Source organism: Gracilibacillus massiliensis (assembly GCF_001458115.1).
GTDB lineage: Bacteria > Bacillota > Bacilli > Bacillales > Amphibacillaceae > Gracilibacillus > Gracilibacillus massiliensis.
Map to the genome: position 1 here is coordinate 81,434 of NZ_CZRP01000011.1, position 20,298 is coordinate 101,731.

Annotated in this window: 19 protein-coding genes and 1 pseudogene; 14 read left to right on the plus strand and 6 right to left on the minus strand. The window is 35.9% G+C overall.

Features of this window, described 5'->3' with window-relative positions:
* Positions 1 to 11 precede the first annotated feature (11 nt).
* Genes BN3107_RS04180 through BN3107_RS04195 form a run of 4 tightly spaced genes read right to left on the minus strand, consistent with a single transcriptional unit; the run spans position 12 to position 3,429 of the window.
* Positions 12 to 1,031 (minus strand): ABC transporter substrate-binding protein, encoded by a 1,020-nt coding sequence (locus BN3107_RS04180; protein ID WP_058306373.1) that lies wholly within the window; start codon positions 1,029 to 1,031, stop codon positions 12 to 14.
* Positions 1,018 to 1,824, minus strand: a complete 807-nt coding sequence (gene surE, locus BN3107_RS04185) for a 5'/3'-nucleotidase SurE (RefSeq protein WP_058306374.1) — start codon at positions 1,822 to 1,824, stop codon at positions 1,018 to 1,020. The genes BN3107_RS04180 and surE overlap by 14 nt, the downstream gene beginning before the upstream one ends.
* Positions 1,802 to 2,611, minus strand: coding sequence for a sugar phosphate isomerase/epimerase family protein (locus BN3107_RS04190; protein ID WP_058306375.1), 810 nt, complete (start codon positions 2,609 to 2,611; stop codon positions 1,802 to 1,804). Before BN3107_RS04190 ends, surE begins: the two co-directional genes overlap by 23 nt.
* Positions 2,608 to 3,429 (minus strand): PHP domain-containing protein, encoded by an 822-nt coding sequence (locus BN3107_RS04195; RefSeq protein ID WP_058306376.1) that lies wholly within the window; start codon positions 3,427 to 3,429, stop codon positions 2,608 to 2,610. Before BN3107_RS04195 ends, BN3107_RS04190 begins: the two co-directional genes overlap by 4 nt.
* A 413-nt stretch (positions 3,430 to 3,842) precedes the next feature.
* Here BN3107_RS04195 and BN3107_RS04200 point away from each other — a divergent pair, with 413 nt between their 5' ends.
* The 10 genes and pseudogenes from BN3107_RS04200 to BN3107_RS04245 all read left to right on the plus strand — a co-directional run bounded on the left by BN3107_RS04200 (position 3,843) and on the right by BN3107_RS04245 (position 11,952).
* Positions 3,843 to 4,244, plus strand: a complete 402-nt coding sequence (locus BN3107_RS04200; RefSeq protein ID WP_058306377.1) for a nucleotidyltransferase substrate binding protein — start codon at positions 3,843 to 3,845, stop codon at positions 4,242 to 4,244.
* A 2-nt stretch (positions 4,245 to 4,246) separates the two neighbouring features.
* On the plus strand, positions 4,247 to 4,531 hold the full coding sequence (locus tag BN3107_RS04205; protein ID WP_082631226.1) for a nucleotidyltransferase domain-containing protein: 285 nt from the start codon (positions 4,247 to 4,249) through the stop codon (positions 4,529 to 4,531).
* A gap of 137 nt (positions 4,532 to 4,668) precedes the next feature.
* Complete coding sequence (locus tag BN3107_RS04210; RefSeq protein WP_058306379.1) at positions 4,669 to 4,896, plus strand: hypothetical protein; 228 nt, start codon at positions 4,669 to 4,671, stop codon at positions 4,894 to 4,896.
* Positions 4,897 to 4,902: 6 nt separating this feature from the next.
* Positions 4,903 to 5,442 carry a hypothetical protein gene (locus tag BN3107_RS04215; protein WP_148434660.1) on the plus strand — a complete coding sequence of 180 codons (540 nt, stop codon included), beginning with the start codon at positions 4,903 to 4,905 and terminating at the stop codon, positions 5,440 to 5,442.
* A gap of 38 nt (positions 5,443 to 5,480) precedes the next feature.
* The gene (locus BN3107_RS04220) at positions 5,481 to 5,987 is read left to right on the plus strand and encodes a YehS family protein (RefSeq protein ID WP_058306381.1); all 507 of its coding nucleotides are present in this window, start codon (positions 5,481 to 5,483) and stop codon (positions 5,985 to 5,987) included.
* Positions 5,988 to 6,423: 436 nt separating this feature from the next.
* Entirely contained in the window at positions 6,424 to 7,404 is a 981-nt protein-coding gene (locus BN3107_RS04225; protein ID WP_058306382.1) for a tRNA dihydrouridine synthase, read from the plus strand.
* Between the two features lie 492 nt (positions 7,405 to 7,896).
* Positions 7,897 to 7,968: pseudogene (locus BN3107_RS20215) on the plus strand (SEC-C metal-binding domain-containing protein); the annotation flags it as partial.
* A 150-nt stretch (positions 7,969 to 8,118) separates the two neighbouring features.
* A complete protein-coding gene (locus BN3107_RS04235) occupies positions 8,119 to 8,511 on the plus strand; it encodes a hypothetical protein (RefSeq protein ID WP_058306383.1) in 393 nt (130 codons plus the stop codon).
* 193 nt (positions 8,512 to 8,704) lie between these two features.
* On the plus strand, positions 8,705 to 9,280 hold the full coding sequence (locus BN3107_RS04240; RefSeq protein WP_058306384.1) for a TetR/AcrR family transcriptional regulator: 576 nt from the start codon (positions 8,705 to 8,707) through the stop codon (positions 9,278 to 9,280).
* A gap of 14 nt (positions 9,281 to 9,294) precedes the next feature.
* Positions 9,295 to 11,952 (plus strand): YhgE/Pip domain-containing protein, encoded by a 2,658-nt coding sequence (locus BN3107_RS04245; RefSeq protein WP_058306385.1) that lies wholly within the window; start codon positions 9,295 to 9,297, stop codon positions 11,950 to 11,952.
* Positions 11,953 to 12,108: 156 nt separating this feature from the next.
* On the opposite strand, the gene BN3107_RS04250 is transcribed toward BN3107_RS04245, so the two are convergent.
* Together BN3107_RS04250 and BN3107_RS04255 are read right to left on the minus strand one after the other, a co-directional pair.
* The gene (locus BN3107_RS04250; RefSeq protein ID WP_058306386.1) at positions 12,109 to 13,254 is read right to left on the minus strand and encodes a toxic anion resistance protein; all 1,146 of its coding nucleotides are present in this window, start codon (positions 13,252 to 13,254) and stop codon (positions 12,109 to 12,111) included.
* Positions 13,251 to 13,886, minus strand: coding sequence for a 5-bromo-4-chloroindolyl phosphate hydrolysis family protein (locus BN3107_RS04255; RefSeq protein WP_058306387.1), 636 nt, complete (start codon positions 13,884 to 13,886; stop codon positions 13,251 to 13,253). Before BN3107_RS04255 ends, BN3107_RS04250 begins: the two co-directional genes overlap by 4 nt.
* Before the next feature lie 446 nt (positions 13,887 to 14,332).
* On the opposite strand from BN3107_RS04255, the gene licT reads away from it, so the two are divergent.
* From licT to BN3107_RS04275, 4 genes are all read left to right on the plus strand, one after another.
* Positions 14,333 to 15,184: a BglG family transcription antiterminator LicT gene (gene licT, locus BN3107_RS04260; RefSeq protein WP_058306388.1), complete on the plus strand. Its 852-nt coding sequence runs from the start codon at positions 14,333 to 14,335 to the stop codon at positions 15,182 to 15,184.
* A gap of 245 nt (positions 15,185 to 15,429) precedes the next feature.
* The gene (locus tag BN3107_RS04265) at positions 15,430 to 17,355 is read left to right on the plus strand and encodes a beta-glucoside-specific PTS transporter subunit IIABC (protein WP_058306389.1); all 1,926 of its coding nucleotides are present in this window, start codon (positions 15,430 to 15,432) and stop codon (positions 17,353 to 17,355) included.
* A 43-nt stretch (positions 17,356 to 17,398) separates the two neighbouring features.
* A complete protein-coding gene (locus BN3107_RS04270; protein WP_058306390.1) occupies positions 17,399 to 18,835 on the plus strand; it encodes a 6-phospho-beta-glucosidase in 1,437 nt (478 codons plus the stop codon).
* Positions 18,836 to 18,846: 11 nt separating this feature from the next.
* Positions 18,847 to 20,289 carry a glycoside hydrolase family 1 protein gene (locus BN3107_RS04275; protein WP_058306391.1) on the plus strand — a complete coding sequence of 481 codons (1,443 nt, stop codon included), beginning with the start codon at positions 18,847 to 18,849 and terminating at the stop codon, positions 20,287 to 20,289.
* The last annotated feature ends 9 nt before the right edge of the window (positions 20,290 to 20,298 follow it).

Genomic DNA, 20,298 nt, shown 5'->3' on the forward strand with positions numbered 1-20,298 from the left:
GCACGTCACCCTTATTCTCCAAATAGTTGGTTGAACTGCTCTTTGTCCTGCTCACGGTTTTGATATAATTCATTAATATCTGCTTCAAGTACGTTCATTTCGTCAATAGTTTTTAATCCTTCAGGTGCTGCTACACCTTCTCTAATTGGGGTATAACCAATTTCAGCTGCTAATTCCTGTCCTTCCTGAGATAAAACGAAGTCAACAAATGCTTTTGCAGCAGATTCATTGTCTGTATTTTTCATGATACCAATTGGTTCTGTGATGACTGGTACTCCTTCATCAGGATAAACAAGCTTTACAGGTGAACCATCTGCTTCTGCACGAGCGACAATAAAATCAACGACCATACCATAGGATTGATCACCACTTGCAACACCTTTTAACACATCACCATTCCCTTGGGTAATCATTGGATCATTTGCTTGAATATTTTCATAGAAGTCCCAACCAAAATCATCATTTCGAGTCAAAACACCTAAATTGTAGGCAGCTGCCCCAGAGTAAAGTGGACTTGGCATGATGACTTGTCCAGTAGATGCTTGATCAGAAAGTACTTTCCATGATGTTGGCATCTCATTTACTTTATCTGTGTTCACTACTAAAGCAGTAGACATTACTTTTGTTCCAGTATACGTGCCATCTGAATCAACAAAGCTTTCTGGAATTTGTTCGGTTTCACTAGATTTGTATTCTAGTAACATATCTTGTTCTTTTAAACTTTCAAATGTGACAGCATCCGCAACCAATAACATGTCAGCTTGAACGTCTCCGGCTTGTTGTTCTGCTTGGATTTTGCTAATGACTTCTTCTGTACCGGAACGGAAGACGCTTACGTCTACATCTGGGTATTGCTCGTTAAATGCACTAACCAGTTGTTCTGCATCTGCATCAGGCTGAGAGGTGTAGAAATTTAATTCACCTGAAACACCTTCACTTGCATTCCCCTCTGATTCTTCACCACAAGCTGCGAGTATACTTAAAATACTAATAAGGCTGACTAATAAAATGAAACGTTTAATGTTTGACATGAAAGAAATCCTCCTTTTTTTGATTGAATGTATGAAACCATCTGCTTACATAATCGATTCTTCGTTTGGTGATCGCCTTATTTTCAATTGGCGAAATCGTGACAAAATTTTTCCTTAGCAAACTAAAGTCTTTCCCTTTGGCTAATTCGTCTAACTCCTGATAGGTATCCTTTAACCAATAATAAATGTTTCCGTTTGGATCATTTAAACCGACATGACGGTACCTGGAAACGGACATATCTAAAGGGACAACCTTGACACCCTGGCATAATTCTTTTGACGTATAGGGTAAGTTAACGTTCAGCAACATCCCGCTCGGAATCTTATTTTGGATAATCACCTCCCCAATTTGATAAAATAACGCTTTGATTTGTTGATAGTTAACACTTGCTTTATCAAAAGATGCTAATGATACAGCAACGGCAGGAATGCCATACAATGCTGCTTCACTTGCACCTGCAATCGTTCCAGAATAATAAATGTCGCGTCCAAGGTTAGGACCAATATTAATACCCGAAAAAACAATGTCAGGTGGTTCCTTCATTAATACTTCGACTCCAAGTTTGACGCAATCTGCAGGTGTGCCATTAACTAACCAGGATGAAATACCAGTTGTAAATATATTGGTGGGTACTGCTTTAATTGGATTTCTTAATGTGATGGAATGGCTGATAGCACTCCGTTCTTCATCAGGACAAACGACATATACGTCACCAAAATGTTGAAGCACCGAAACCATTGCCTCTACACCTGGATGAAAAATGCCATCATCATTGGTAACTAAAATTCTCAAAAGTTTCCCCCCTTAATAATTGAAATGCCTTTAATTGTGTGATGTTTTTCTTTAACACATCTAAAGAATGACTATTATCGAAGCCTTCCAATACGACCGGAAGATTGGTTTGCTTTAATTTTTCTATTATCCCATCAAACTGTATATTTCCATCACCTATGGCTACATGATACGTAGAGGGTGTTGAGTCGCTAATATGTATGTTGTTAATTCGCTGCAGTGTTATAAAATCGTGTTCAGGCTTTTGATTAAGGGGAATGTGTGCGATATCTAAAGTTGTTTTAACAGTTTCAGGCAAATAATTTAACAGCTCATTTGTCGCTTCAGGTGTTGCAATGAATTCCTTTTTTATCGGCTCCATTTGTTCGATGGATAACGTGACATGTAATTGATTTGCCTGTTCTGCTAAATAATTCAGATTCCTTATTAATTTTTGTTTACTTAAAGCTTGAAATTGATCGACAAGCGAATGTCTACCGGGATGAATGGTCAAGCTCTTTGCCCCTAATTGTTGTGCGAGTTTCATCGATTTTATCGTTTCCTTAATCGATTGCTTCTCGATTCCTTTATTAATCGAACATAAATTGAGATCCCAGCTTGCCGCATGCAGTGATAATTCCATTCCTGTTTCTTCTTTTGCCTGAAGAATCGAACACACCTCAGTTTCATATAATTCAACATGTTCCGCGCGAATTTCCACACCATCAAAATCGAAAGCTTTCGCGTGTCGAATCACTTCATCAACGGGATAGCCCCAGCATAGTGGTGAAGCCAAATACATTTTCATGAAAGCGAGACCTCCTTGTTCCATTGCTTGATACACTCAGCATCAATAAGCACACTTCCGATTGGATATGGGTTCCTGGAATTTGGTCCATGATGGTCACTTCCACCAGATATCTTTAAACCGAATTCTTGAGCTCGATTTTTCCAATAGGTTATTTGTTGGTCCGTATGTTTCGAATGGTAGACTTCGATTCCATCGAGACCATAACTTACAATGCGCTCTATGGGGAGTTTAGATGGATAAATACCCGGATGAGCTAAATAAGCTTCACCACCTGCTTTGTGAATCAGTGAAATAGCATCTTTCGCTGTAAAGCTGCTCCGTTCGCTGAAAGCAGGTGCACCTTTTTGTAAAAGAGTAGTATAAGCGTTCTTTGAATTAGTGAAATACCCTTGGCTTACTAATTCATCTGCAATGTGTGTTCGGACAATGATGCCTCCTTTTGCTCGCTTACTACAGGATGCAAAATCGATATCATAATTCATTTTCTTTAGTTGAGTTACGATTTTCTGTGCCCATTGTCTGCGATCTTTCATTCGCCATGCGATGTGTTTGACTATTTCTTCGTGATGCGGATCAAAATGGTACCCTAGAATATGAAGATCGCCGTCCATTCCATCTGTATTTAATTCAATACCTGGAATGAGAGTGATGCCTGTTTGCTCTGCATAAGGTTTTGCTAAATGATATCCTTCGATTTGATCATGGTCTGTGAACGATATCATGTTGAGTCCAGCTTTAGTTGCTTCATCGACAATCTCTTTTGGGGTTAATTCTCCATCCGATTTTGTTGAATGGATATGTAAGTCCAATGTCATCACCTGCCTTCACCTAATACTATAAGGGATGAATATTAAGCTGGTTTTAACTAGAATTAGTTTTTTGATTAATACTTTGTAAATTTATTTGTGGGGATATTTTTTGAGTGAGATAATTAGAAAGGGCTGAGGTTGGGATTGACTTTGTCTATTTAGATAAAAGTGGATGTAGTATGTAAATTTAGTGTGAATAAATTTACGGTTTCTTCATTTCGACTGACATATTGTGAACATGTGTATCTTTTTGTGGAATATTATGTATTTTACTGTCTGATGTTTGATACTAGATGGCTACTGATTATGTGACATGCTATAATGGAAGCATTGAAATTAATGTAAGCTTATTCGAAATAATGACATATACTTGAGATTCATTGTATTTTCTAAACAAAATAGTTGATGGAGGTGCTTGGATGGGAAATGAAGATCGAAAATTACAACAAAGTGCAAGTAATTTAGAGAAGTCTCTTTTACGATTAGAAGAAGCACTACATGAGAATCAAAACAACAGTTTGATTGTGGATGGAACGATACAACGCTTTGAATTTACAATCGAACTTTATTGGAAGACTTTAAAACGGTTGTTACAGGTAGAAGGAATAGTTGCAAAAACACCTAAAGAAACGTTAAAAGAAGCTTATCAAGTTGGCTGGTTAGAAAATGAAAAAGCTTGGCTACAAATGTTGCGTGATAGAAATGAAACATCTCATACGTATAATGAAGAATTAGCAATACAAATAGTTGAGAATATTCAGGGTTATTTTCCAGAAATGAAGAAAACGTTCTTTGATTTGAGAGAGAAAGGGAAGTTATGAGAATGGAAGAGCTTTATAACCAGGTACAGAATATTGCAAAGCATTATTTTGAGATTGAAAAGATAGTGTTATTTGGTTCAAGAGCGCATAATGACCATGAAGATCGTTCAGATATTGATCTCGCAGTTATCGCACCTAAATTAACAGAAACTAATTGGTTTTTATTTACCGAGGAGATTGAAAATTTGGAAACTCTCTTAAAATTTGATTTGATAAGATGGGAACACGCCCCAAAAGAACTGCGCTTTGAGATAGATAAATGTAATGAAACGATTTATGTACGCTAACATGATCGCAATTAAATCCTTTTTTATTAGTAATATCTATGTGAAAAAGAATATTTGTAACAAAATGGAACTAAAGATCAATTACAAACGTATAAGATATTACATAGTAAAAGACTGAATCGCAGGAGGTTATTTCTATGCCTTTTAAAGTAATTTTCGTTTTGTTAATTGGTCTAGCATTTATTTATTTTGGTTCTTTGATTTTTTTAAGAAAAGCCCCTACTTTACTTGATTTTTTCTTGAAGCAAGGTGTGACATATAATGATAAACTCTCAAACAAATTCTTTGGTAGTATAATAATTATTATAGGTATTGTGATCCTGATACTACCATTTATTCTTGGTATAGAAAATATGAATCTGTAATCAAACTTGGCACTTATCACGGTGCAATCGTCCGTAAAACTCCCACTGATTGAAGTCTCATTTTATATAGAAGAGGAGGATTCTTTTATCGATTATCATATATATCCGTTAAGATGGTCGACTATTAGTATTTTTAGTGTTGCGATAATATGGAATATATTAGCGGATTATTATGGAAGCTCTGTTACTCTATTCGTAATTTATTTACTATTGGTAGTTTTATTTGCTTATTCCAATCGTTTTGCCTTTACAATAAAGAATGACCATTTGGTCTACCAAGTATTCTTTTTTAAGAAAGCCATTATAAAAAAAGCAATTTATCCCGACCAAGTAGATCAAATAGAATTCATACTTGCCGGATGGGCTAAAAAAGCTGCTGTTATAGAAGTTGATAATGGAAAAAATGTTCGGTTAGCGGTCCTGCAACCAGAGGAAGCATATGACCACTTATTAGAATTTGCAGAAGAACAGGATATACCTATAGTAAAAACAGACGACTATCTTAGCTTGGAAAGGAAAGCAGAGAGAAAGAACAACAAAAAATGATAGAGAATATTTTTGTAACATATGAGGAGGGTTACGAAATGATTAATAATGACATTTTAATCAGATTAAGATATGCGTTAGATATTAAGGACAAGGATATGGTTAAAATTTTTGAACTTGGTGGAATTAATTTAACTATAGAAGATGTGCAAAGCATACTCACAAAGCAAAAAAACTTATCTTATGAAGATGAATTAGATACAACAGAAGACGACGGAGTACATATAAATAACAAAGAGTTCGAACAATTCTTAAACGGATTAATTATCTACAAGAGAGGAAAACAAGAACTGAAGCCGGGGCAACCTGACAGTCCACCACTAACCAATGACCCAGTTAATAATAGCTTGCTTAAAAAAGTGAAAATTGCATTGCAATTGACTAGTGAAGATGTCATAGAAATATTTGAAAATGCAGGAATAAATGTAACAAAAGGTGAACTTAGCGCTCTATTAAGGAAAAAAGATCATAAAAACTTTAAAGAATGTGGCGATAAATATGCTCGGAACTTTTTGAAAGGGTTGACGGTTAGGTATAGAGGATAAAAATATTCCGAAACCTATTTAATAGAAGAGAACGAGTAGTTAAGCGGATGTGGGTAACCATATTCGTTTTTTTCTTATATGTTTAAGAAAATCAAACGTTCCACTATTAAAAAAGTCAGTTTCGTCGGACAATAGGACGTCTTAACGGGATAACTTTCTTGCTTCACGGGATAATACCTTCTCTTAACGGGATAACTCCTACCCTTAACTGGATAATAACTCCACTTATCCAGTTAAGCGGCGATGATATCCCGTCTACAACATTACATATCCCGTGAAGGACATCCATTTACTCTAAAAAAACTATAAATACAATAAATTATTAAAATCTGTTTGATAAATACCGCGTAGTCATGGTATAAATATATAAGTGTAAAAAGGAATGTATTTAATTCATTGTTTGAGTATAACCCACAGTGAGAGGATTTTGATATATATGACTGATAATTTCTGGCGTGATTTACCACGACCGTTTTTTATATTAGCACCAATGGAAGATGTGACAGATGTAGTGTTTCGACATGTAGTGAGTGAGGCAGGAAGACCGGATGTATTTTTTACGGAATTTACAAATACGGAAAGTTATTGCCATCCTGATGGGCATCAAAGTGTGCGAGGACGTTTGACTTTTACCGAAGATGAACAACCAATGGTGGCTCATATATGGGGAGATAAACCTGAATTATTCCGAGAAATGAGTATTGGTATGGCAAAAGAGGGCTTCCGTGGAGTGGATATTAATATGGGGTGTCCAGTTCAGAATGTTGCAGCAAATGGAAAGGGCTGCGGTTTGATTCGTCGTCCAGAAGTTGCAGCAGAACTGATCCAGGCGGCAAAAGCAGGTGGATTACCTGTCAGTGTGAAGACAAGGCTTGGTTACACAGAGGTTGAGGAGTGGCGAGAATGGCTTACACATATCTTAAAGCAGGATATTGTTAACCTTTCTATACATCTAAGGACAAAAAAAGAAATGAGTAAGGTAGACGCGCATTGGGAACTGATCCCAGAGATTAAAAAATTACGTGATGAGGTAGCACCTGACACTCTTCTGACGATCAATGGTGATATTCCTGATCGAGAAACAGGACTAGAGCTTGTAGAAAAATATGGTGTGGATGGTGTGATGATTGGACGTGGGATCTTTTCGAATCCATACGCATTTGCTAAAGAACCGAAAGAACCGAATAGTAGCGAATTATTGAATCTCTTAAGGTTACATTTGGATCTTCATGACAAATATACAGAGATCGAGCCTCGTTTATTTAAACCACTTCGTCGCTTCTTTAAGATTTATGTACGTGGCTTTCGTGGTGCAAGTGGCTTGAGAAATCAGCTGATGGAGACCAAATCAACGGATGAAGTTCGGGCATTGTTAGAGGAATTTGAGAGTAAGAATGAGGATATAAGCTATGTATAGTAATGAATGGTAGATTTGCATGGAGGATCATACTATCCGTATATATGATTATTGCAAAAAAGTAAGAACATGGCATGGATGTTCTTACTTTTTTTATGTTATTGTATAGTTACCTTTAACATGGAACGTTGTGATAGAATTATTCTAAATAGTGAATATTTAAATTTCAGAGCTAAATGAGGAGTGATGATAATGGTTAATTATAAACTTAAGGCTCAGCTGCTTGAAGTTGTAGACAATCAATTACGTGATAATGATCCTAAAACCACAAATCGAACATTACATCGCTTATTAGACCTTGGTTATTCCGAAACAGACTCAAAGGAAATGATAGCAGCTATCTTAGTAGAAGAAATGTACGATGTCATGAAAAATAATGAAGTGTACAACGAAAAGCGATATTGTAAAAAGTTAGACAAGCTTCCAGAGTATTATTTACAGAAATATGTGGAATCAGAAACAGATCAAGAAATTCAATCTACAGTGGTCAATGAACATAAAGTTGGAAGAAATGACCCTTGCCCATGCGGTAGCGGGAAAAAATACAAGAAATGTTGTGGTTAAATATGATCAAGTGGCATTTGGTTTGAAGATTTCATTTAATAGATGAATAAGCTATTTTAAATCTTCGTGACATAAATTTTAACTAGTAATGAAATTGCAATAGAAACCTATCCTTTAAGGTAATCGCCAAATATTCAAAAGAGTTTTTTGATGCCTACCAGAAAAAGGTTACCGTTCTTCTTTCTAGTCATTACATTAATAGCTTGTAATAATCAACCAACCGATAATTCAGAGCAACAAATTGGTAATCCAACTGCGGAAGAAATTTTAGCGGATAATGAGAATGCAGACATATTTGTACTAAATAATATTGTATATAGTAATGCAGAAGATATTGAATGGGTTAAAGAACAAGATTTGACTTTAGGTGAAAAAGTTGCTGAGATCAACAAGCAAACAAGTAATAGTGATGAACTCAATAATTATGCAGCAACCCAACTGGCAGTTGGAACTGACATTCACGCACCTATTGAAAATAGTGGCATATTGATCGTAATAGTGGATGGAGAGGAACTACGATATTTAGGATTGGTAGAAGGATGACTTTTGCCGACCTAGTTTCGGCCATTATTTCTAGAATACAAATAAATAGTAATTTTAAAAAGGTTTTCAAGTAATCATACTTGAAAACCTTTTTGTATTTGTCGAACTTGAAAGTTTACGTAATACAAAACACATGATATATTGTATAAATGACCATATTAGTATTTTAGTCATTTATAAGGAGTGATCTAACATGAATCGTAAAATGCAGATTACGGATGCTGCTACAGAGTGCTTTTCGCGCTTTGGATATAAAGCAACCACAATGGATCAAGTTTCGAAAATTGCTCAAGTAGGCAAGGGGACTATTTATAACTACTTTTCAAATAAAGAAGAGTTGTTACAGGAAATTATTCAAAATGTTGCGGAAGAAATGCGGATTGTAGCGCAAAATGCAATTAAATTAGAGCAATCCTTTATCGATAATTTTAGTGATGTCTTGCATCATGTCGTAGCTTTTAGAGATCAACATGAGTTAATCATTAAATTATCACAGGAGGCAAAACAGATTGGAACTTCCATTGTCAGCGAGTCACTTCAAGCATTTGAGCAAGAAATTTGTTTGTTTATCGAAGAAAAAATTACGGATGCTATTAAGCGCGAAGAAATACGCCAATGTGAACCAAAGCTTACGGCCTTCCTTATGTTTAAAATGTATATTAATTTAGTGAATGATTGGAAGGAACGCGAACAAGAAGTGCTTCCAAAGGATAAAGTAGCGGCTTTAATTCATTTTTATTTTATAGAAGGTTTAGCACCATCAGATTAAGAGGTGTGGAATACATGAAAACCATTTTTAGCATTTTTATACAAGATATACGTAACATTATACGGGTTCCATTAGTAGGTTTATTACTACTTGGCTTAGCGGTTTTGCCTTCCTTATATGCCTGGTTTAACTTAAGTGCCTCGTGGGATCCTTATTCAAACACAGAAGACGTCAAAGTAGCGATTGTCAATGAAGACATCGGGGCGGAAGTGGAAGACGAATCGATTGATTTAGGAAACCAATTAGAAGAAAATTTAAAAGACAATAATAGTTTGGGCTGGGTGTTCACTAGCAGGCAAGAAGCAGAAGATGGTATAAAAAATGGTAAATACTATGCTGGTATTTTTATAAATGAAGACTTTTCTGCACATTTAGCAAAAGTTATTGAAGGTGAACCGGTAAAAGCAAGTGTTGAATATCAAGTGAATGATAAAAAGAACGCGATTGCACCAAAAATGACGTCAGCCGGTGCATCTTCTATCGTCAACACCATAAATGATCAATTTGTCAATGAGACATCCCACACTTTATTTGAAGAATTTGATAAATTAGGGATTCAGTTAGAAGAAAACTTACCTACCATTCGGAAGGTAGAGAATGCCTTGTTTGATCTTGATCAGAATATGCCGGAAATTATTGAGGTTGGTCATTTTATCGAGGATATTGATCAGGATTGGGATAATATAGATGACAAGATTGACTATTTTTTATCAATAAGAGATTATATACCAGAAATCCATGAAGGTGCTGAACTCATTTTATCGTTACAGGATCAATTTCCGAAAATATATCAGTTAAGTGATTCAATCCTACAAGTAGAAGACGCCTTACCAACAATTGAAAAAGCGGTTGAAGACTTTGACAAGATTGGTTCACATTTTGAGGAAGTGGATCAGTTTTTAACAGATGCAGTAAGTCATGTCCAAGAAGTGAGAAAACAATTGCAGCAAAATAAAGATACTTTAGCAGATATTGAGGAACAAGCAAGTTCACTTCATCAATATCAAGAAGATTTTCAAGAATTCATTTCGCAAACGAGTTGGAATGCGGATCCGTTTGTCCAGTCCTTCCAAACACAGATTATGCAGATGAATAAGACACTAGCGGAAGTAAGTGCAGAGATGGAAAGTATCAAAGACAATCAAGATATTCCAGAGCATCAAACGGAGCTGGAGCAATTACAGGCAAAATTAACCGAACACATTGTTTATTTAGATAGTAATATTCAAATGTATTCCAATCTATATGATATTTCTCAAGATGAGAATATCAATAGCTTCATCACTGACATGGAGAACGCTTCTAGTAGCTTTTCTGTTCTTAAAGAGAATTTGGATAGAGTAGTCCGCTCTCAAACACTGGATCGAGATCAGATTCAAACAGATATTACCAGTGCTCAGTCTCATACAGATACAATGGCAACATGGCTTGATCAGTATGGAGAAGAAAGCCTTAATAATAGCTTTTCCGTGATACAAGATAGTGTGACAGATTCCGATTTGAACGTCGACCAGTTAACAGAGTTAAACCATACATTACAGGAGATGCTAACAGATGCCGATCATGCATTAGCTACATTGGAAACAGATCTGACAGCAATTCAAGAGCAATTACCCCAAATCGAGCAACAATGGAACGAGGTTAATAACAAATTACAGCAAACATTTCCAGTATTTATAGAATCTGTTCATGCTTTTAGTGGTTTTATCGAAAATGATTTGCCAGAAGTAGAAGATAAAGTGAATGCTTTGGCAAAAGTCGTGAATGAAGACTTACCTGAAATGGAACAAAGCTATTTGAGAGTAGCAGATTTATTGGAAGCAAACAAGGATACATTTGCATCATCTATCCATGACCTTGCCAGTTTTAGCAAAAATGATTTACCAGAATTAAGTGATGGCGTTTCAGAAGCAACTGATAAGGTCCAGCAATTAGAAAGTGAAGATAGATTAAACGAGCTTATTTCCTTGTTGCGCAACGATCTTGCAGAAGAAAATGATTTCTTTGCGAGCCCGGTAGAATTAGTCCAAGAAGATCTTTTTCCAATTCCCAATTATGGATCAGCTAATGCACCTTTTTATACGACATTAAGCTTATGGGTTGGTGCTTTGTTGCTTTCTAATCTACTTTCGACAAACTTACATCGATTAGATAATCGCAATGAATATACACAAAGACAAATTTATTTTGGCAGATTACTTCTGTTTTTAGTTGTTGCCATATTGCAAGGGTTAATCGTAAGTATTGGTGATTTATTGGTTCTAAATGTTTATGCGAGTGCCCCATTACAATTTATATTGTTTTCATTGCTAATTGCGGTGGTGTTTATGACAATTGTTTATACATTCGCGTCCATTTTAGGTAATATCGGAAAAGCGCTAATGATTGTTTTACTAGTATTACAGCTTTCCAGTGCAGGGGGGACATTTCCAATTGAAGTAGCGCCACCGTTTTTTCAAGCATTACATCCTTTTATGCCATTTACCTATGGGATTGATTTGTTGAGGGAAGCGATTGGTGGTATCATTCCAGAAGTAGCGTGGGAAAATGCAGTGATGCTGATCTTTTTCTTGATTATTTCGCTCACAATAGGAGTATTGTTAAAACCGATATTGGCAAAGCGAATTGAAAAAACGGTTCAAAAATCCAGAGAAAGTCGTCTTATTGAATAATCAGAAGATAATTGTTAAATGCAGGAACTATTTATTCGGTTAATCGGTATAATTTATGGTGAAATAAAATAAGACACCCCTCCAATCCTTTAGCAAACAAAGGAAGGAGGGGTATCTTATTTGTTGAGTTTTTAGCACGCTTTTTTATTTCGAAAATTACTCGCGCTCTTTTATATCTAAAAGTTTATGTTTCAATTCCTGTTCCATCGTGCTTATTTCCTGTTCTGCTTCCAACCGCTTTTTTCGCCCATCGTCCTGTATCTTTAATACCTCTTCCAATGTAGAAACTAAATTCTCTTGTGTTGTCTTTAACGTTTCAATATCAACAAGGCCCTGTTCATTTAGTTTTGCCGTTTCAACTGTATTTGTTTTTAACATCTCCGCATTTTTTAGTAAAAGGTCATTCGTTGTTTTGGATACTTGTTTTTGTGCATTTACAGCACTTTTCTGTCTTAGCATCGTTAGAGCTATCGCAATCTGATTTTTCCATAAAGGAATGGCTGTTAGAATAGATGATTGAATCTTTTCAACGAGTACTTGATTGGTATTTTGGATTAATCGTATTTGTGGTGCGCTTTGAGTAGTGATTTGGCGACTTAATTTCAGGTCATGAAGTCGTTTTTCCAAGCGATCGGTGAATTGTAGCATATCATTCACTTCTTGAAATTTCATTTGATCATTGGTAGCTTCTGCCTCTTTTCTTAAGGCAGGAATTTCTTTTAACTGAATTTCTTCAAGCTTGAGCTCACCAGCTGCAATATAAACATTCAATCCTTTAAAATATTCCTTATTATGTTCATAAAGTTTTTCAAGCATTCCAATGTCAGAAAGAAGCCCATCTTTGTTTCGCTCTAGCTTTACGGTAATCCGGTCAATTTGTGCACCCGTTTTTTGATACTTCGATAATGTTTCCTGTGCTGAGCTAGAAAGCTTGCTAAATAAACGTTTGAGACCCTTTTTCTCGGTATTTAATTCATCTGGGTTGATATCATTAAATTTCTTCATTAGGTCACTGATAACTTGTCCGACTTCACCGACATCCTTATTTTGGACATGGTCAAGCATGGTGTGGGAAAAGTCTAATAACTTTGCCTGTGCTTGTGTCCCATAGGAAATGATCGCATTGTGATTTTTAGGATCAATTTGTGTTGCGAGCGAACGTGCTCTTTCCTGGTCGTCTTCAGGAAGCACATCGATCAGCTGCTTATTCTCATTTATCTGGATATCGTGCTTGTTATCTTGCTCATCAAAAGGATTTGTTAGTAGGTCATCAACTAAATTGTTATTATCATCAGGATTCATTTATCTTCCAACCTTTCTTTTTGTTTTGTCGTGTACTTAGCAAAATCTACTTCAAACTGTAACTGCTCAATATCATCCGAAAGAATATGATGGAGGTCTTTTTCTATACTAGTTTTAATATCTTTTAAGGTATGACGTGTTTGATCAAGAACTTGTTCTATTTCTACGTTTTTCTTCGGTTGTGTCGAAAGTAGTGCATACTTTTCTGTTAATTCGACTGCGGAATCCAAATGAGAAAAATAGAATTCCTCACCTTGAAAGAAGCGCTTAGGATCCTTCTTCGTAACACGATATATTTTTTTAATTACTCGTAATAACTCCATGTTCTCTTTTAAAAAGAATAAATTGCGAACCGCAAATAGTGCTTTTTGCATCCGGTGAATTTTAAGATTCGCTTCAGCTAAATTTTTACGAATATAGTGGTAATCTTTCATACGTAGCTGATTCTTTTTCAGAAACCGAAAATAGATAGAAATAAAAATCACCGACGTCGTTAGGCCAGCACCGATCAAAGATATCAATGATGATAGCCAAAAGGATAGATCGATTGCGAAGAAACTAATCAACCATATTATGGACATCATAGGAATGGTGAAGAATATCCCGATGACTATAGACAGAAACCTATACATCTTTATCGACTCCTAACTTGATACTTACTTATATTTACGATTCAAAGCATTAAAAGTTTCAGATAACGTCAAGTATTGGCAAAATTCTATTTTTGCTTAATCTAAAAATAAAACCATCGTCAGAAATAGTATATACTACTCTGGCGGTTATTAATATACTATGCTATACTGACTAATTGAAAAGTCCTTCTTTCACTCTTGACATCTAATTTAAAATAGTTATAATTGATTATAAAAGCGGTTACAATATACTGAATAATTCTAGGATTGTTACTGGGTAGGCAGGCAAAACCTAAGTTATTGAATGATACATTACTCACCATCTGTGGAGAGGTGTGTACTATTCAATTGCTTAGGTTTTTTTATTGCAAGGCGTTTCCTCCTTTTGAATTAATAGGGTAAAATAAGTTTAGCGTCCAAAAATATCGAATAAAAGGATGTGTGATATGAAAATTAATAAAGTGTTGAATAACAATGTCGTCGTCACTACGAACCAGCATGGCCAGGAAATGGTTGTTATGGGAAAAGGCTTAGCATTTCAAAAGAAAGTAGGACAAAATATTGAAAAGGAAAAGATCGAAAAGCATTTTGTTCTACAGGATACAGATACAAGTGAAAAATTAAATCAGCTATTACAAAACACATCAGATAAATACTTAGATATTGCTTCCGAAATTTATGAGTATGCCCGGGCGAAATTACCGTATAAGCTCAATGATTATTTATATATTGCATTAACCGATCATATCAGCTTTGCGATCACGAGAATGAAGGAGGGCATTCAACTAAAAAACACCTTGCTATTTGAGATTCGCAAATATTATAAAACAGAATTTGACATTGGTTTGCACTCATTGACGATTATAGAAGAATACACAGGTATAAAAATGGATGAGGATGAAGCAGCCTCGATTGCCTTACATTTAGTAAACAGTCAGTTATCTGGTGAAAATATGGACATGGCTGTTCAGGTTACAGAAGTTGTTAACAAGACTTTAAATATCGTGAAATATCATTATAAAACCGAATTAGATGAAAATTCGATCAACTATGAACGGTTTTTAACACATTTGCGATTTTTTGCGATCCGTTATTTGCGTAAAGAACAAATGGAAGAAACGATCGATACGTTCTTTTATGAGCAAGTTCAAACTAAATATCATCAGGCTTTCAAATGCGCAGAAAAAATTGCAACGTTCTTAGAAAAGAATTATCAGTGGGTCTTATCGGTGGATGATATGGTGTATTTGACGATTCATATTCATCGCGTTACCTATCGGCAAAAAAAGATGAACTAAAAAATAAGAAAACGTTTTAATTTTTGATTGACATTTGAAAGAGAAGATGATAAATTATTTTTAACAAAACCTATAGGAAAAGTAAGGAATGTTACCTTTATTGGGCATAACCTGAATGGATTGGAAGCACATCGCTATTGTTGCGTGTGTAGATACCAGTTCGTTCAGGTTTTTTATTTGCCCAAAGTAGCTTTCTTACAACTTAAATGAAAGCTTTCATAAAAAAATAGAGGGGTGAAAGTGAGATGAAATATCAACAGTTAGCAAAAGATATTATTCAGCATGTTGGTGGCAAAGAAAACGTAAACAGTGTGGTTCATTGTATTACACGACTTCGCTTTAAATTGAAAGATGAAAGTAAAGCAAATACAGAAGCTTTAAACAATATGGACGATGTTGTAACCGTTCGTAAAAGTGGTGGTCAATATCAAGTAGTTATTGGCAACCATGTGGCAGATGTCTATAAAGCTGTGGCAGCTGAAGGCGGATTCGAAGCAAAAGGTGAAGTAGATCCAAATGAAGACAAAGGAAATCTTTTAAATCGCTTTATCGATATGATTTCTGGGATTTTCACACCGATTCTATCTGTGTTAGTAGCTTCAGGTGTTTTAAAAGGGTTTAATGCCCTATTTGTAGCAATTGGATTATTAGAAGAAGGGGATGGGACGTATCAAATTCTGAATGCTATTGGTGACGGACTATTCTATTTCTTGCCAATCATCTTAGGTTATACCGCAATGAAAAAATTTGGTGGAACCCCGTTCTTAGGTATGGTTATAGCAATGGCGCTATTATATCCAGATTTAGAAGGAATACCTGCTTCAGGCGATCCGTTGTACACGCTATTTGCGGGAACGATGTTTGAATCACCAGTATATATTGAGTTTTTAGGAATACCAGTCATTTTAATGACCTATTCGATGTCCGTTATTCCAATAATTCTTGCAACATTCTTTGCAGCTAAAATCGAAACAGCTTTTGCGAAAATTGTTCCAAGTGTTTTAAAAATGTTCTTAGTACCATTATTAACGATGATAATCATTATTCCATTAACTTTTATTATCATCGGGCCGATTGCAACATGGGCAAGTCAATTATTAGGGTCGGCAAGTGTTGGTATCTATGAATTAAGTCCAATTATTGCAGGTACATTTATTGGTGGTTTTTGGTTAGTGTTTGTTATGTTCGGTTTACATTGGGGACTTATCCCTGTTGCAATTAATAATTTGGCTACACTAGGACAAGACCCGATTTTAGTGCTGATTTTTGCGCATTCCTTTGCATTAGCAGGTGCTTTAACTGCTGTTATCATAAAAACAAAAAATCAAAAAACAAAAGTATTAACACCACCTGCGATTGTTTCGGCGATATTTGGTGTAACAGAACCAGGTATGTATGGTGTTGCTTTACCACTTAAATGGCCATTTGTTTTTACTGTTATATCATCAGCTGTTGGTGGTGCCATACTGGGTGCTTTTGGAACACTTGGTTACGAAATGGCTGGATTAGGTGTCTTCCAAATACCAAGTTTTATTCACCCTGAAGAAGGATTAAATCTATCCTTTTATGCTTCGATCATTGCGATGATTGTTGCAGGAGTATTGGCATTTGTTCTCACTTATTTCTTTGGTGGTATTAGAAAAGCGGAAGCAGCAACAGAAACAACTGAAGGGTCAACAAGTCAAGAATCTTTAAACAATAACGAAATAGAAATCAAAAGTGAAGTTATAACAAGTCCTTTAACAGGAAAAATGAAAAAATTAGAAGAAATCGATGATACTGCATTCGCATCTGGCGCACTAGGAAAAGGTGTTGCGATTGAACCGACAGAAGGTATATTAGTAGCACCGGTTTCAGGTACGATTTCTGCTTTGTTCCCTACAAAGCATGCGGTTGGTATTACTTCTGATAACGGTGCGGAGATTTTGATGCATATCGGACTTGATACGGTGCAACTTGATGGCAAATATTTTGAAACTTCCTTACAGCAAGGTGATCGTGTTGAAAAAGGACAAGAATTAGTAACATTTGAGATTGATAATATTGAAAAAGCGGGCTTTAAAATCACAACACCCGTAGTAATAACCAATCATGATCAATATCAAGTAAAAGTAACCGAGCATTCAAATGTTACTCTAGAGAATGATGTTCTTGAGTTAACAACTAAATAAAAAAAGGGGCTGTTCCAAGCTCCTTTTTCCATAGGGGGACTGTATGATGACAACTAAATTTCCAAAGGATTTTCTTTGGGGTGGAGCTGTAGCCGCAAATCAAGTAGAAGGAGCGTACTTGAAAGATGGAAAAGGATTAACAACCGTTGATTTATTACCAACTGGTGAGAAGCGCTTTCCAATGATGTTTGGTGAGATAGAAAACTATACTCCAGAAAAAAATGAATTCTATCCATCACACGAAGCAATTGATTTTTATCACCGTTACAAAGAAGATATTGCCCTTTTTGCAGAGATGGGATTTAAGTCATTCCGTCTATCTATATCATGGGCACGGATTTTTCCAAATGGGGATGATAATCAACCGAATGAAGCAGGATTGCAATTTTATGACAATGTCTTAGATGAACTAAATAAGTATGGAATTGAACCTGTAGTGACATTGGCACATTTTGATGTTCCTGTACATTTGGTGAAAGAATATGGCAGTTGGAAGAATCGAAAAGTAGTAGACTTTTTTGAGAAATACGCAAAAACCGTTTTTACTAGGTATAAGGATAAAGTGAAGTATTGGTTAACCTTTAATGAGATAAATATGTTGTTGCACCTACCATTTGTTGGAGCAGGTCTTATCTTTAAAGAAGGGGAAGACAAACAGCAAGTCATGTATCAGGCGGCACATCATCAGTTAGTTGCCAGTGCGTTGGCAGTAAAAGCGGGTCATGAGATTATTCCGGATGCCCAAATTGGTTGTATGTTGGCAGCCGGGATGACCTATCCATATGCTTGTAATCCTGATGATGTGCAAAAGGCAATGGATCAAGACCGTGAATCCTTCTTTTTTATTGATGTGCAATCTCGAGGTAAATATCCAGGTTATGCAAAACGCTTTTTTGAAGAGAATAATATTGAACTGAAGATCGAAGCCGGGGATGAGGAATTATTAAGGGATAACACAGTAGATTACATTGGGTTTAGTTATTACAGTTCCCGCACTACCAGTACAGACCCTGAAATATTAAAGAATCATACTGCAGGAAATGTATTCGATTCAATCACCAATCCATATTTAGAAGCCTCTGAATGGGGATGGACGATTGATCCAAAAGGTTTCCGTATTACCGCTAATCAACTCTACGATCGCTATCAAAAACCGCTATTTGTAGTAGAAAATGGATTAGGTGCGATTGATCAATTCGATCAAGATAAAGAAATTAATGATGACTATCGGATTGCTTACTTACGAGCGCACATAAAACAAATGGCAGAAGCACTAAAAGATGGCGTCGAGATCATTGGTTATACAAGCTGGGGGCCGATAGATATTGTAAGTGCCTCAACAGGTGAAATGAAAAAGCGTTATGGATATATTTATGTTGATCGTGATAATCAAGGAAATGGAACATTGAACAGAAGTAAGAAAAAAAGTTTTCATTGGTATCAGCAAGTGATTGAATCAAATGGAGAAAATATCGAATAGGAGGCAACATCATGTCTAATAAAACATATCAATTCCCTGAAAATTTCTTATGGGGTGGCGCAACTGCTGCTAATCAAATCGAAGGTGGTTTTCACGAGGGTAATAAAGGATTAAATATTGCCGATGTCTTGCCAGGTGGCAAAGGACGTCTAAATATTTTAAAAGAACCAGGCTTTAATTTTGAAATCGATAAAGAAAAATATAGCTACCCAAACCATGAAGCAATTGATTTTTATCATCGTTATAAAGAGGATATAGCACTCTTTGCCGAAATGGGATTTAAAGTATTCCGTATGTCAATAGCGTGGACTCGTATTTTTCCAAAAGGTGATGAGAAAGAACCAAATGAAGAAGGCTTAGCTTTCTATGACCGTGTATTTGACGAATTACACAAGCACGGCATTGAACCGGTTGTAACGATCTCCCACTATGAAATGCCAGTAGATTTAGTGAAAAATTATGGTGGCTGGAGAAGTCGTGAAGTGGTGACATTCTTTGAGCGTTATGTACATGCGATTTTTAACCGTTATAAAGATAAAGTGAAATACTGGATGACCTTTAATGAAATCAATAGTGGTTTAGTGATGCCAATCATGGGCTTAGGTTTTTCTATCGAAAAGGAAGAGGACAAATATACACCAACCTTCCAAGCCTTTCACCATCAGTTTGTCGCAAGCAGTTTAGCGGTGAAAGCTTGTCATGAAATCATTCCAGATGCCCAAATCGGCTGTATGATTATTTATGCTCCTGTCTATTCCTATGACTCACATCCTGGCAATGTGATGTATGCCTTAGAAGAAGAGCGTCTCTTTAATTATTATTGTGCAGATGTTCAGGTGCGTGGTGAATATCCAGCATTTATGACTCGCTATTTTAAAGAAAATAACATCGAATTAGATATTAGAGAAGGCGATTTAGAACTAATTAAAGAACATACTGTGGATTATATTGGTTTCAGTTATTACATGTCACGCACGGAGAAATTAGATAAATCAGATCAGGACGGTGCAGACGGTAATATTATGTCAGGTGTTCGTAATCCATTTCTGAAGGCTAGCGATTGGGGATGGGAAATCGATCCTACCGGTTTAAGAATTGCCTTGAATCAATTATACGACCGTTACCGTATTCCGTTGTTTGTCGTCGAGAATGGTCTAGGTGCATATGACAAAGTAGAAGAAGATGGTTCTGTCCAAGATGATTATCGTATTGCCTACTTGCATGATCACATCACAGCAATGGGTGAGGCTATCGAAGACGGTGTGGATCTCATGGGTTACACAGCCTGGGGTTGCATTGACTTAGTAAGTGCATCAACTGGCGAAATGTCTAAGCGTTATGGTTTTATCTATGTCGATAAAGATGATGAAGGCAAAGGAACGTTAGATAGAAGTCGTAAAAAATCGTTTTATTGGTACAAAGATGTAATTGAGACTAATGGAGAAAGACTATAAAGCAAAATT